The sequence below is a fragment of the Frigidibacter sp. SD6-1 genome, assembly GCF_030143255.1.
GTDB lineage: Bacteria > Pseudomonadota > Alphaproteobacteria > Rhodobacterales > Rhodobacteraceae > TMP-24.
In genome coordinates, this window is record NZ_JARJNR010000003.1 from 20,322 (window position 1) to 35,043 (window position 14,722).

8 protein-coding genes are annotated in these 14,722 nt (G+C 64.4%); 6 read left to right on the top strand and 2 right to left on the bottom strand.

Annotated features, from left to right (window positions below):
* Positions 1-31 precede the first annotated feature (31 nt).
* From P0645_RS06560 to P0645_RS06575, 4 genes are all read left to right on the top strand, one after another.
* Positions 32-7,210: a Hint domain-containing protein gene (locus P0645_RS06560; RefSeq protein WP_284163779.1), complete on the top strand. Its 7,179-nt coding sequence runs from the start codon at positions 32-34 to the stop codon at positions 7,208-7,210.
* A gap of 4 nt (positions 7,211-7,214) precedes the next feature.
* Positions 7,215-7,454 carry a hypothetical protein gene (locus P0645_RS06565; protein WP_284163780.1) on the top strand — a complete coding sequence of 80 codons (240 nt, stop codon included), beginning with the start codon at positions 7,215-7,217 and terminating at the stop codon, positions 7,452-7,454.
* 156 nt (positions 7,455-7,610) lie between these two features.
* Entirely contained in the window at positions 7,611-8,921 is a 1,311-nt protein-coding gene (locus P0645_RS06570) for a mechanosensitive ion channel family protein (protein ID WP_284163781.1), read from the top strand.
* A complete protein-coding gene (locus P0645_RS06575) occupies positions 8,918-10,132 on the top strand; it encodes a TIGR03862 family flavoprotein (protein WP_284163782.1) in 1,215 nt (404 codons plus the stop codon). Before P0645_RS06570 ends, P0645_RS06575 begins: the two co-directional genes overlap by 4 nt.
* On the opposite strand, the gene P0645_RS06580 is transcribed toward P0645_RS06575, so the two are convergent.
* Positions 10,120-10,995: an LOG family protein gene (locus P0645_RS06580; RefSeq protein WP_284163783.1), complete on the bottom strand. Its 876-nt coding sequence runs from the start codon at positions 10,993-10,995 to the stop codon at positions 10,120-10,122. The two genes, P0645_RS06575 and P0645_RS06580, sit on opposite strands and share 13 nt — an antisense overlap.
* A gap of 117 nt (positions 10,996-11,112) precedes the next feature.
* Here P0645_RS06580 and P0645_RS06585 point away from each other — a divergent pair, with 117 nt between their 5' ends.
* Entirely contained in the window at positions 11,113-12,045 is a 933-nt protein-coding gene (locus tag P0645_RS06585; protein ID WP_284163784.1) for a threonine/serine dehydratase, read from the top strand.
* A gap of 60 nt (positions 12,046-12,105) precedes the next feature.
* Positions 12,106-12,933 (top strand): 2,3,4,5-tetrahydropyridine-2,6-dicarboxylate N-succinyltransferase, encoded by an 828-nt coding sequence (gene dapD, locus P0645_RS06590; RefSeq protein WP_284163785.1) that lies wholly within the window; start codon positions 12,106-12,108, stop codon positions 12,931-12,933.
* 110 nt (positions 12,934-13,043) lie between these two features.
* On the opposite strand, the gene P0645_RS06595 is transcribed toward dapD, so the two are convergent.
* Positions 13,044-14,666 carry a DUF4139 domain-containing protein gene (locus P0645_RS06595; RefSeq protein WP_284163786.1) on the bottom strand — a complete coding sequence of 541 codons (1,623 nt, stop codon included), beginning with the start codon at positions 14,664-14,666 and terminating at the stop codon, positions 13,044-13,046.
* Positions 14,667-14,722 lie beyond the last annotated feature (56 nt).

The window sequence follows — 14,722 nt, forward strand, 5'->3', positions numbered from 1 at the left end:
ACGCAAGCGCTTTTGAACGGGGACACGCATAATGGCCACGTATGTTTTCGACGTTTACTACCGTCCGAACACCTCATCGGAGATCACGGGCGTCTTTACGATGACGGTAAACGACCCCGACGATGCGCTGGGCCTTGGTTCGGACAACTCGCCCAAGGGTGAAACCGGGGTCTGGCCGACCATCACCGCTGTCAGCGATCCGCTGTTCGCCGCCTATGTCGGCAATGTGTTGATGATGGACAACACCGCAAGCACGACTTCCATCAGTCAGCCGGAAATCGGCATGCTCGCCTTTCAGTTGACGCAGACGTCAAACTTCCACCAGATTGACTGGTCAGCGGGTGGCACGACATACAGGCTATACACGAATGTGAACGGTGCGGACCAGCTTGAAGTGGGTCAACCGGTAATCACCACCAACTTTACAACCACCGTCATCGAAGAACTGCCCGTCCAGAATACCGGTGCGCTTGACGGTATTGTCGAGGGCACTTCGGGCAATGACGTGATCGACGCCAGCTATACCGGCGATTTCGAAGGCGACAGGGTCGACAACAGCGACGCCACCGGCGGCTTTGGGACGCCCGGCTCGCAGGATGACATGATTCAGGGCTTTGGTGGCAACGATCAGATCCATGCCGGCGACGGCAACGATACGCTGGAGGGTGGCACTGGCAACGACACGCTCGACGGCGGCACCGGCAATGACGTTCTGACCGGCGGGGCGAATGACGACCGGTTTGTCGTCTCCGAAGGCCATGACACGATTTCCGATTTCGGCACCGGCAGCACCAATACCACCGATGGCAATTCGGCCAATAACGATTTCGTCGATCTGACCGGCTATTACAACCAGACCAATTATCAGGCGGCGGTCGATGCCGGGCATATCAATCCCGCGACCATCCGCAACCCGCTGGAATGGCTGCGCGCCGATCAGGCCGATGGCGTGCTGAACGACACCAATGCCGGCTGGACGGTGGATGACACGCTGACCATCCAGAATGGCGGCGTGGCGGTGGCGGGAACGGCGCTGACCAAAGAGACGACCGGCGTCACCTCGGACATGAGCTACAGTTTCTCGGTTTACGATTTCGGCTTCACGTCCTTTACCTTTACCGGGAGCCAATATGTCGGTGACATAACCATCACCGAAAAAAACGATGGCATCCTGCATGACTCAAGCAATCCAAATTTCTGGACTGAGTCTGCGTTATCGACCAACACCTCGTCCGACCCGGACGGCAGACCTACTATTGACCAGACGGTCAGTGCATCGACGGTGGCCAATCTTCCCGTCGGTGTTGGTGTTGCCTCGGTCGAACACCGTGTGCTTGTGGGCAGCGACGGATCGCGCATCGTTGCGTTTTTTCTGGTCAAGGATACCAACAGAGACGGTACAGTCGACCAGAATTACGGCTGGGCGACGCTGGAGCCGTTAAAGGCCGGTGTGACCTACTCTGTGCAAACGGCCACGACGGCAGATGGTTCTGGCGGTACGCTCAACAACGCCATGGTCTATGGCGCTGATCTGGCGACGGCCGATTATGTCGATGGCACGGCGGCGGCCAATCTGATCGACGCCAACTATGTCGATGCGCAGGGCGACCGGATCGACGCCAATGACAATGCCGCAGGCACCAATGACGATGTGGTGCTGGCAGGCGCGGGCAATGACACCGTGCTGGCGGGTCAGGGCGACGATTATGTCTCGGGCGGCGACGGCAATGACAACCTGTCGGGCGAGGCGGGCAACGATACCCTGCTGGGCGAGGCGGGCAATGACACGCTGGATGGCGGCACGGGCGATGACGTTCTGACCGGCGGGGCGGGGGATGACCGGTTCACCGTCTCCGAAGGCCACGATACGATCAGCGATTTCGGCACCGGCAGCACCAATGCCGCCGATGGCAATTCGGCCAATAACGATTTCGTCGATCTGACCGGTCATTACAACCAGACCAATTACGACGCCGCCGTCGCCAATGGCGATATCGACCCGACGGCAATCGCGAACGCCTATGAATGGATGCAGGCCGATCAGGCCGATGATGGCGTCCTGAATGACACGGCGGCGGGCTGGGATGCCGACAACACGCTGACCATCCAGAATGGCGGGTCGGCGGCGACGCTTTCGGCTGAAACGACCGGCGTCCGTAACGAATACACCTTCCAGGCCATTCGCCTTGATGCAGCGACCTTTGCGGGTGTCACGGATGGAACCACATTCAACGTCGACAATACCACAGTCGAAACCATCGTCATTCGCGACGAAAACGGTGTCGGCGATACGATATTTGACGACGATCAACCCAACCCCGTCCCCTCGACCAGCTTTACCGGCGTAACGGCGGCGGAAACCAACGCGGGGGACTACACCAACCAGCAGGTTGTGTCGATCAACGGGGTTGCGGGCAGCGGCACGGCCAGACCGACATCCGTTCATGTCGTCCAGAACGAAAATGGCGAACAGTTTTTTGCCCATGCCATGTTGCTCAATGGCACCTGGTACTGGGTCTTCGACAAGGATAACAACTTTACCGGAAACACGGTTTCCGAGGTCAGCCAGGTTTCGCAGGCTTCCGGCGGCTCGAATGCCACCATTCGCTATGCCGATATCGGCACGGTCACAGTGCCGCCCGACGGCATCGTCTCGGGCACCGCGGGCGATGACACCATCGACGCCAGCTATACCGGCGACCCGGATGGCGACAGGGTGGACAATAACGATGCCACCAGCGGGATCGGCGTCGCCGGGTCGAACGATGACCGGATCGAGGCCGGGGCGGGCAATGACAGCGTCCTTGCGGGCGATGGCAACGACACCGTGCTGGGCGGGACAGGCAACGATACCATCGACGGCGGCGTCGGCGATGACCTTGCCTATGGCGAGGCGGGCGCTGACACGCTCGACGGCGGGACGGGCAATGACACGCTGCACGGCGACGGCCCCAACCTGATCAGCAATGGCAGCTTTGAAGACGGGCCAGAGGCGACGGCAGCCGGTCAGATCGATCGCGCGACCGGTTGGGTAAACGAGGGCGCCAGCCCGGATGTCATGGACGATGCAGGTTACGAGGCAACCTGGTCGGCGTCCTTCGATGCATCTGATGGGGATCGCTATGCGGTGGTCGCAGCCGCGGGGTCTACCGCAGAATCGATCTCCACACAGCTGATCGAGGATCTGACAGCCGGTTCCGAATACACACTCACGTTCAAGGCGGCTGTGGCCGATTGGGGTGGCTCGGGCTTCACGAATCCCGGGACCCACACAATGCGAATTCTTGGGACTGTGGCCGGATCGACGACCCCGGTTCAGATTGGCACTATCACCGTCACCAGCACGGCAGAAAACTTCCCTGACTTACAACCTTACCAATTCACCTTCACCGCACCGTTTGCGGTTGACAAACTCTATATCGCGGGGACGGCTAACATTAGCCTCAATGTAGCGGTCGCGCTGGACGAGGTGGCCCTGACCGCAGGCGGTCCGGCAACCAGCGCCGACAACCTGATTGGCGGCGTTGGCGATGACGTGCTCTATGGCGAGCTTGGCAATGACACGCTGGATGGCGGGGCGGATAACGATGTGCTCGACGGCGGGGCGGGCAATGACGTCCTGACCGGCGGCACGGGCAATGACACGTTTGTCGCCTCGGCCGGGAATGACACGATCACCGATTTCGGCAACGATGTCGGCGGGTTGGCCGCGGATGGCGATACGACGAATAACGATTTCGTCGACCTGAGCGGGTTCTACAACGCCACGACCCTGGCCGATGTGAACGCGGCGGGGGGCAACTTTGTCTCGGAACTGCATATGCTGCGCGAGGACGCGGCAGATGGCACCATCGACGGTGTGATCGGCGGCGTCGATTACTCGGCCCAGATCGGCGACATCAACCTGCGGCTGGAGGATGGCTCTGGCAACGCGGTGACGGGCGACGCGCTGAACGTCGAAACCACCGGGGTCGATGGCCCGGTTCCGGACGGGATCGTTTCGGGCACCGCGGCGGGCGACCTGATCAACGCCGCCTATACCGGTGACCCGGATGGCGACATGGTCGACAACAGCGACGCCACGGCGGGCATCGGCGTGCCGGGGTCCGACGATGACAGCATCGAGGCCGGTGCAGGCAATGACACCGTTTATGCCGGCGCGGGCAACGACACGGTGCTGGGCGGCGACAACGACGACCTGGTCTATGGCGGCGCGGGCGCTGACACGCTCGACGGCGGCACGGGCAATGACACGCTGCACGGCGACGCCCCCAACCTGATCAGCAACGGCAGCTTTGAAGACGGGCCAGAGGCGACCAACTGGAGCCAGATGGTCGCCACGGGCTGGACCACATACGCTAATAGTCCCGACATCAATGACGATGCCGGCTGGGAGCCGGCGACTTTCTTGACCAACGCCACTGATGGCGACCGCTATCTTGGTCTGGCGACAAGCGGTACTTCTGCCAATGAAGTTGTCAGGCAGGCCCTGGCTGCGCCGCTTGAAAGTGGCAAGACCTATACCCTGACGCTGGACGCGGCCACCTGCAATGGAGCTTCGCCCTCTACCGCGAGCAATCAGACAATTTCGGTTTATGGGCAGGTGACCCCAACCGGCCCAACCACCCTTTTGGGCACGATCAATGTCGTTTCGACCGACGGGTCGTTCCCCGACCTGAAAACCTATCAGGTCCAGTTTACGGCGGCCGGCAATTACGAGTATTTTTCGCTGGCGACGGTTGGCACCGCTGGGATTTCGACCTATACCTCCATCGACAATGTGCGCCTGAACGAGGGCACGATTGCCGAAACGAATGGCGCTGACAGTCTGATCGGCGGCGTTGGCGATGACATGCTCTATGGCCAGCTTGGCAATGACACGCTGGATGGCGGGGCGGATAACGATGTGCTCGACGGCGGGGCGGGCAATGACGTCCTGACCGGCGGCACGGGCAATGACACGTTTGTCGCCTCGGCCGGGAATGACACGATCACCGATTTCGGCAACGATGTCGGCGGGCTGGCCGCGGATGGCGATGCGACGAATAACGATTTCGTCGACCTGAGCGGGTTCTACAACGCCACGACCCTGGCCGCTGTGAATGCGGCGGGGGGCAATTTTGCCTCGGAACTGCATATGCTGCGCGAGGACGCGGCAGATGGCAAGATCGACGGTATGATCGGCGGCGTCGATTACTCGGCCCAGATCGGCACTATCGACCTGCGGCTGGAGGATGGTGCCGGCAACGCGGTGACGGGCGATGCGCTGAACGTCGAAACCACCGGCGTCGATGGCCCGGTTCCGGACGGGATCGTTTCGGGCACAGCGGCGGGCGACGTGATCAATGCCGCCTATACCGGTGATCCGGATGGCGACATGGTCGACAATAACGATGCCACGGCTGGCATCGGCGCACCGGGGTCTGACGATGACAGCATCGACGCCGGGGCGGGCAATGACACCGTGCGGGCCGGCGATGGAAATGACACCGTGCAGGGCGGCGACGGCGACGACCTTGCCTATGGCGAGGCGGGCGACGACACCATCGACGGCGGCACGGGCAATGACGTGCTGCACGGCGACAGCCCCAACCTGATCAGCAATGGCAGCTTTGAAGACGGGCCAGAGGCGACCAACTGGACACAAATGGTTGCCACGGGCTGGACCTCGCACGTCGGTACTCCCGACATCAACGATGACGCGGGTTGGGAAGCTCCCAATTTGGCTATCGATGCTACCGATGGTGACCGCTATCTCGGCCTGTATTCGTTTGGTAGTACTACGGAGGCCGCCCGGACCGCCTTGGCCACGCCACTAGATAGCGGCAAGACCTATACGCTCACGCTGGATGCGGCCACTGCCAATGGTAGTACCTACACCTCAGCTTCCAGTAACACAGTCCGGGTCTTTGGCCAGGTGACCGAAGGTGGCCCGTCTGTTCTGCTGGGTACGATCACTGTCGATTCCACCGACGGGTCATACCCCGATCTGAAGACCTACCAAGTTGAGTTCACAGCGAGCGGAAATTTCACGCATATTTATCTCGCCGGAACCGGTACCGGGTCGGTGTTTACAGCGACCTATACCGCCATCGATAACGTCCGCCTGAACGAAGGCACGATTGCCGAAACCGCCGCCGCCGGCAATGACAACCTGATCGGCGGTCTGGGCGATGACGTGCTCTATGGTGAGATGGGCAATGATACGCTGGATGGCGGGGCGGATAACGACACGCTGGACGGTGGCGCGGGCAATGACAGCCTGACCGGCGGCACGGGCAATGACACGTTTGTCGCCTCGGCCGGGAATGACACGATCACCGATTTCGGCGCCGGCAGCACCAATGCCAGCGATGGCGACCCGACCAACAACGACTTTGTCGACCTCAGCGGGTTCTATAACGCCACGACGCTGGATGCCGTCAACAACGCCGATGCCGACCCGAACAATGACTTTGCCACCGCGCTTGACATGCTGCGCGCGGACCATGCCGACGGTGTGATCGACGGTGTGATCGGCGGTGTGGATTACTCGGCCCAGATCGGCGACATCAACCTGACGATCCAGAATGGCGGGGCACCGGTGGATGCCTCCGCCCTGACCTTGGAAACCACCGGCGTTCCCTGTTTCACCCGCGGCACGCTGATCTGCACGATCCGCGGCGAGCTTCCGGTGGAATCCCTGCGCGTCGGCGACAAGGTGATCACCCGCGACAACGGCTATCAGGAAATCCGCTGGATCGGTTCGACCACCCGTCAGGCGATCGGGCGCGACGCGCCGATCCTGATCAAGGCCGGCACGCTCGGCAACGATCGCGACCTGCGCGTGTCGCCCCAGCACCGCATGTTGCTGACCGGCATGATGGCCGTGCTGCAGTTCGGCGAGGCCGAAGTGCTTGCACCGGCGCATTCGCTGATCAACGGCCGGACCATCCGGCGCGAGGAAGGCGGCAGCGTCGACTATTACCACATGCTGTTCGACACGCACGAGATCGTCTGGTCGAACGGCGCGCTCTCGGAAAGCTTTCATCCCGGCGAACAGGGGTGGAGCGCGCTGGAACAGGACGCCCGGGACGAGATCCTGCGCCTGTTCCCCGAACTGGACGAAACGACCGGTTTTGCTGAATACGGCGATACGGCACGTCTGGTTCTGAAGGCCTACGAGGCGAAATTGCTGATGGCGAGTGAAATGAAAGCAATGAGAAGGTGAAGAGATGAGCAACAAATTGTTTATGGGGTTTCTGGGCGTGGCGGTTCTGTCAGCCTGCGTGAGCCCCGCAGATTACGAAACGACCCCGGTCACGGTGAATAGCCCGAAGGGCCCGGTGGTGTGCCAGTTGTATACCAAACAACAGGTCTTGTGGGACAGGGCAGTCTCTGTGCCAACCGGCATGACCGTCAAGGAGGGTGACCAGATCTGCATCGCGGAAGGCCAGAGACAGAAGGCCAGTTAGGTTTGAGGTCCCGGCATCTGGTGGGTCGGGCCGCGACCCTCGACCGGGTCTCCTGGGCTAAGGGCCATTCAAAGCAGGCGTGCAGTTCATGCCCGCCTCTCCCTTGCCAGCCGCCTGCAATCTTGCCAGAGACGGTAGAGAGCCGCGAGGGACGGGATGAACGGCGAAGAGAGCCTTTTGCAGACGATCAGCAGCTATCTGGATCAGGGGCGCGATCTGGCGATGGGCTGGGCGACCAGCCCCGCCGCCTGGTCGCAGTTCGCGCTTCTGATCGTCGCCTGGGGCGCGGCGGCCCTTGCCACGCGCAAGATCGTGCCCCGGATCGAGGCCTGGGTGCGGCCGCGCACCGAAGGCGCGGGGCTTCTTGGCGCCTTGCTGCGCCTTGCCCTGCGTTTCGTGCCGATGGTCCTGCCGCTTCTGGCCTATGGCTTCACGGCGGTGGGCGAGGCCTTCACCCGCCAGGTCTTCGGTTCAGGCGCCGTCATCGCCTTTGGCAAACGGCTGTTCCTGTTCTTCGCCGCACGTCTCTTCGTCGCCCATGTACTGGCCGATCCGTTCCTGAGACTCCTCGGCCGCTATGTGCTGATCCCCGTCGCGGCACTGAATGCTCTTGGGCTCCTCGCCCCGGTGTCGGCCTGGCTCGAAAGCCTGACGGTCGAGATGGGCAACATCACCTTTTCGGTCATGGCGCTGCTGCGCGGTCTGATCGCGGGAAGCCTTCTCTTCTGGCTCGGATCCTGGTCGAACCGGCAAAGTGCGGACTATATCAAGGCGCAGGAGGAACTGCGCCCCGCCACCCGCGAACTCGCCGCCAAGGCGGCAGAGGTGGTGATCTTCGGCGCGGCCTTCCTGCTGCTTCTCAACATCATGGGGATCGACCTGACCACCATCGCGCTTCTCGGCGGTGCGCTGGGCGTCGGCATCGGTCTGGGCCTCCAGCAGATCGCCGCAAACTTCATCTCCGGCATCATCCTGTTGATCGAAGGCCAGACGACGGTCGGCGATTATGTCGAGCTTGACGGCGGCGAGGCGGGCACGATCGTGAAGATGACGGCGCGAGCCTGCATCCTCGAAACCTTCGACGGCCGCTGGATCGTGGTGCCGAACGAGCATTTCATCACCACCCGCGTGGTGAACTATTCCGATCAGGGCAGCGCCAACCGCTATGAGGCGCCTTTCTCGGTCAGCTATGAAACCGATATCGACCGGCTGCCCGCGATCATCGAGCGTGCGGTGGGGGAGCTGCCCTTCGTGCTGAAGGCGCCGGATGCGCCAGATTGCGAATTGCGCGCATTCGGCGAGAGTAGTGTCGATTTCGCCGTCGAATATTGGGTGAACGGCATCGACGACGGGCGCAACAAATACCAAAGCCAGGTCCTGTTCGCGATCTGGCGGGCGCTGAAGGCCGAGCGGATCGAAATGCCCTATCCGCGCCGCGTCGTGGAAATGCGCGGGGCGCAGGGTTGAGCGCGCCCGAACAGGTTCCGGCACTCGTCATCGGCGCGGGGCCCGCCGGGCTGATGGCGGCCGAGACGCTGGCGGCTGCGGGCGTGAAGGTGCTGGTCTGCGAGGCCAAACCCACAGTGGCGCGCAAGTTCCTGATGGCGGGAAAGTCGGGGCTGAACCTGACCAAGGACGAGCCGCTGGCGCCGTTCCTTGAAAGGATCAGTGCCGAGTGGCTGCGCCCGATCGTCGGCGCCTTCGGGCCGGAGGCGGTGCAGGACTGGGCACGCGGCCTCGGGCAGGAGTTGTTCACCGGCTCGTCGGGCCGGGTCTTTCCGGTCGGAATGAAGGCCTCGCCGCTTCTGCGCGCCTGGCTCGCGCGCCTCGCCGCGCAAGGCGTCGAGATACGCACCCGCTGGCGCTGGGAGGGGTTTGAAGAAACGCCGGGTCGGGCGGCTTTCCGCTTCGCGACGCCGCAGGGCTCCCGTCTGGTCGCGCCGGGCGCGACCATCCTCGCCCTTGGCGGCGCCAGCTGGCCAAGGCTCGGCTCGGACGCCGCCTGGGTGCCGTGGCTTGCCGGCAAGGGAGTAGGGGTTGCGCCCCTCCGGCCGGCCAATATTGGATTTGCCGTCAACTGGTCCGATCCGATGCGCAAACACTTCGGTCAGCCGGTCAAAGGCTGCGCGCTTTCCGCAGGAACAGAGACTGTTCGCGCCGAATTCGTGATCTCCGCGCGCGGGATCGAGGGCGGCGGGGTCTATGCCCTGTCAGCCGCCGTGCGCGACGGCGCCACGCTTACGCTCGATCTCGCCCCCGACCGGCCGCTGGCAGCGCTTGCCGAACGCCTCGCCCGGCCACGCGGACGCGAAACCCTATCGAACCAGCTGCGCAAGGCCGCGGGGCTTGACGCGCCGCGCCTCGCCCTTCTGCAGGAATGGGGGCGGCCGCTGCCCGAGGCGCCCGATGTGCTTACCGCGCTGCTCAAACGCCTGCCCGTCCGCCACGCCGGGCCACGCCCGCTGGCCGAGGCGATTTCATCGGCGGGCGGTATCCGTCGCGACAGCCTGACCGGCGATCTGGAACTGACCGCGCTGCCCGGCACCTTCGCCGCCGGAGAGATGCTTGACTGGGAAGCGCCCACGGGGGGCTATCTTCTGACCGCCTGCCTCGCCACCGGCCGCCATGCGGGTCTGGCGGCGGCAGGGCGGGTCAGAAACCTAGTCTATTCCGGCTGAACAGGGCCTTGCCGCCCGCCGTTTCCGATCGGGATTTCGGTCTTCGGCACGAAGACGAACCGGTCGATCTCGGCAATCGCCTCCTCGGCGGTTTCGACATACTTGAACAGATCAAGGTCCTCGGGCGAGATCGTGCCCGCGTCCGCCAAGGCCTGCCAGTTGACCACCTTCTCCCAGAACGCCCGGCCGAACAGCAGGACCGGAATACGGCTCATGCGGCCGGTCTGGATCAGCGTCAGCGCCTCGAACAGTTCGTCCATCGTGCCGAAGCCGCCGGGGAAGATGCAGATCGCCTTGGCACGCATCAGGAAATGCATCTTGCGGATGGCGAAATAATGGAAGTTGAAGCAGAGGTCCGGCGTCACATAGTCGTTCGGCGCCTGTTCGTGCGGCAGGACGATATTGAGGCCGATCGAATGGCCCCCCGCCTCGTGCGCGCCGCGGTTTCCCGCCTCCATCACCCCCGGGCCACCGCCGGTGACGATGACATTTTCCCGCCCGTAGCTGTCGAGCGACCGTTCGGTCATCAGCTTGGCGAAACGCCGCGCCTCGTCGTAATAGTGCGACAGTTCCCCCAGCGCCGGGGTCCGGGCCTTGTGGCTGTGCGCCGGATCGGGAATGCGCGCGCCGCCGAAAAGCACGATGGTCGAGAGAATCCCGCGCTCGTCCAAAAGCATCTGCGGCTTCAGCAGTTCCAGTTGCAGCCGCACCGGCCGAAGCTCTTCCCGCGTCAGGAAATCATCGTCCATGAAGGCCAGCCGGTAGGCGGGCGCGCGGGTCTGGGGCGTGTCGGGAATGCGTTCGGCGGCCACCGCGTCCTGATGGCTGTCACGGAACGGATGGCGGCGCTGGTCGTCTTTCATGTTTGTCCTCGGTCCTTTTGCCCATGTGATGCCATTCCGCTTCTGGACGCAACGCCCCTCGCAGAGGCGTGAAAGGCAGGCTAGGGTCCAGAGGAAATTCGGACGCGGAGGGCAGGCATGGACTGGCGGGCAGAGATCGAGACGGCGGCGCAAAGGGTGGAGGGTCATGTCCGGCGGACGCCGGTGATGGCCGTGACGCTGCCGGGCCTTGACCGGCCGGCCGACCTGAAGCTCGAGCATATGCAGCACACCGGATCGTTCAAGGCGCGCGGTGCCTTCAATTCGCTGCTGTCGTTGCCGGTGCCGCCTGCGGGCGTCGTCGCGGCCTCGGGCGGCAATCATGGCGCCGCGGTCGGTCATGCGGCCCATTCTCTGGGCCATCCCGCCCATATTTTCGTGCCCGAACTGGCGGGACCGGCCAAGATCGACCTCGTGCGCCGCACCGGCGCCACCTTGACCGTCGTGCCCGGCACCTATGCCGAGGCGCTGGCGGCGGCCGAGGCGCATGAGGCCGCGACCGGTGCAATCCAGATCCATGCCTATGACGCGCCCGCGACCGTGGCGGGCCAGGGCACGCTCTTCCGCGAATGGCAGGATCAGGGGCTTCAGGCCGACACGCTTCTGATCGCGGTGGGCGGCGGCGGGCTGATCGGCGGGGCGGCGGCCTGGTTCGGGCGCGCGCGCCGCATCGTCGCGGTCGAGCCGGACCTGGCGCCGACGCTCAACCGCGCGCTTGCTGAGGGGCCCGAGACGCGCGTCGAAGTGTCCGGCGTCGCCGCCAATGCGCTGGGCGCCCGACAGATCGGCCGCATCTCCTATGGCCTGTGTCAGGCGGCGGGCGTGCAGTCGGTTCTGGTCAGCGATGCCGCGATCCTGGCCGCCCGGCGGCTTCTCTGGCAGGAATTGCGGCTCATGGTCGAACCGGCAGGCGCCGCGGCTTTGGCCGCGCTCCTGTCCGGCGCCTACCGGCCCGCGCCGGAGGAGCGGCTTGCCGTCCTGATCTGCGGTGCCAATCCCGCGCCGGATCCTTTGCAGGAAGGGTCGCATTGATCTCCGCCCCCCGCATCACTATAGGCCAATTTGCCGCTACGTGAAGGAAAGGGACCGCCCATGTCGAATGAAGCGCTGGAGAGTGCCATCGAAGCCGCCTGGGAGGCGCGCGATACGATCGGCCTGACCACCAAGGGCGAGGTGCGCGAGGCGGTCGAGGCGACGCTCGAGGCGCTCGACAAGGGAACGCTGCGCGTGGCCGAACGGCGCGCCAATGGCGACTGGCATGTGAACCAGTGGGCGAAGAAGGCCGTCCTTCTGTCCTTCCGGCTCAATGACATGGAGGTCATCCCCGGCGGCAACGGCAAGGCCACCTGGTGGGACAAGGTGCCTTCGAAATTCGAAGGCTGGGGCGAGAACCAGTGGCGCGCGGCGGGTTTTCGCGCCGTGCCGGGCTCGATCGTCCGCCGCTCGGCCTATATCGCGAGGGGCGTGGTGCTGATGCCCTCGTTCGTCAACCTCGGCGCCTATGTCGATGAAGGCTCGATGGTCGATGGCTGGGCTACGGTGGGTTCCTGCGCGCAGATCGGCAAGAACGTGCATCTGTCGGGCGGCGTCGGCATCGGCGGCGTTCTGGAACCGATGCAGGCGGGCCCCACGATCATCGAGGACAATTGCTTCATCGGCGCGCGCTCCGAAGTGGTCGAAGGCTGCATCGTGCGCGAAGGCGCGGTCCTCGGCATGGGGGTCTATATCGGCAAGTCGACCAAGATTGTCGACCGCGAGACGGGTGACGTGATGTACGGCGAGGTGCCCGCCGGGTCGGTCGTCGTGGCCGGGTCCATGCCCTCGAAGGGCGGTATCAACCTTTACTGCGCGGTGATCGTGAAGAAGGTCGACGCCCAGACACGGGCGAAGACCTCGATCAACGATCTCTTGCGGGATTGAGCAGGGCCTGCGCCCTCCGTACACCCGGCCGGGCCGCTCATCGAGCCTTGCGGCTCTCTTCGCTGAAGCGATGAGCCCTGCGAGGGGCGAAGAGCGGCCGCGCACAGGGCCTATTGCAGCACATATCCGTCCGGCCAGCGCAGCGAGGCCTTGAGGCTGATCACCTGCTTCGCCCCAGCCGCAAGATCGAAATCCCAGCGCAGGATGCCGCGTTTGCCCTCGTCGTCGGTGACGGTGGGCGCGGGATCGGCCGTGAAGCTGATCGCGAGGTCCTTCTGTTCCGAATAGGGCACGTGATCATACAGCCGCAGGGGCCAGGCCTCGCCGGTCAGGTTCTCGACCGTGATCGTCACCGCCTCTTCCCGGTGGTTGGATGATGTGAGAAGGCCTTCCTGCCCCTCCATCCGGTCGGGCATCGTGCGGTCGAGCGTGATGCCGTCAAGCACCCCATAGGCCAGATCGACCTCGCCGCCGGGCACGATCATCGGCAGGGCGCCGTCGGCCACATAGGCACCGTCGAGATAAAGGGCGGCACTGCCGGGCAGCAAAGGCTCGGTCCCCTCGTTGCGGAAGCTGGCATAGCGGTAGGCCGTTTCTTCCCGAAGCGGTACGGCGACGGCGTACAACTCCGGTGTCGCAACCATCTGCCCGAGCGGCAGCCGCAGCGCGTCCGAGCCGCTGCGCAGGTCGATCTGGCCGGGGAAGTGATAGACCACCGTCGCGCCCTGATAGCCGACCATCGGATTTCCAGAGCGATCGTACTCGACGACCGCCTCTTCCACCACCGGCGCTGCCATGCCGCCGACGCCATAGTCGTCTGCCATCGCAGCCTTCAGCGCCTCCTCGCTGACGATCTGGCGATGGTCCGGCCAGATGCCATACGGTTCCGCCCGGCGCCCGGGCTGGGCGGTCGAGAGCGTGAGGTCGATGCCCGCCCAGTCCCGCCCGCTGATCTGCGTTACCGCGACCCCGCGCTCGATGGCCAGCGAGGGAGTGCCGCCACTCGTCAGGAAGAGGTCATAGACCGGCAGCCAGCCAGCGTCGCCGACGAAGGTCGTGACTTCGAACACCGCAGGCCCGGCCGCCGCCGCCGTCACGTCAAGCGTCAGAAGGCCGCCGTCGGCAGGCTCGGCGAGCTTAGCCTCCAGTGCCAGCCGCGCTGCCGCCAGCACCTCGCGGTCCGGGGTCAGCGCGCGATCCGCCTGACGGGCCTCCTCTTCCGCGGCAATCGCCGCCTCGCGAGCCGCCAGCACTTTCTCGCCCACCAGCGCAGTTGCCGCCGCCAAAGCCTCCACACTGGCGCCGGGCATCCCGGCATTGCCGAGGCCCTTCAGGAAGTCGACCTGCGCGCGTGCCGCATCCGCCCGCGCCCGGATCGCGTTGACACCTGCCTCTTTCTTGGCGAGAGCGTCTTCTAATGCTGCGACCTCTGCGCGCAACTCTTTCAGAGTTGCGTCCTCGGGCAGGTCCGGCAGACGTTCCATCGCCAGCGTCACCGGGCCGAGCGCGACACTATCGGGCGCGTCGATCCTGAGCGTCAGCGGGTCGGTGTCGGCAGGCAGGCCGGTGACGGCAAGCCGGTTGGCGCCTTCGGCAAGATCGGCCTCGACCTGCCAGACGACACTCGCCCCCATCGGGTAGACCGTGGCGCGCGCCGGATCGGCGAGGCGCGACAGGGTCTCGGCCTGAAGCGGCAGCGGCAGGAGGATGAGCGGGAGAAAAAGCGGACGCATGAAAACCTCGTGACCGGTGGCGTGAGCCGCGCCCCGATCCTTCGTTGCCTGAAGGG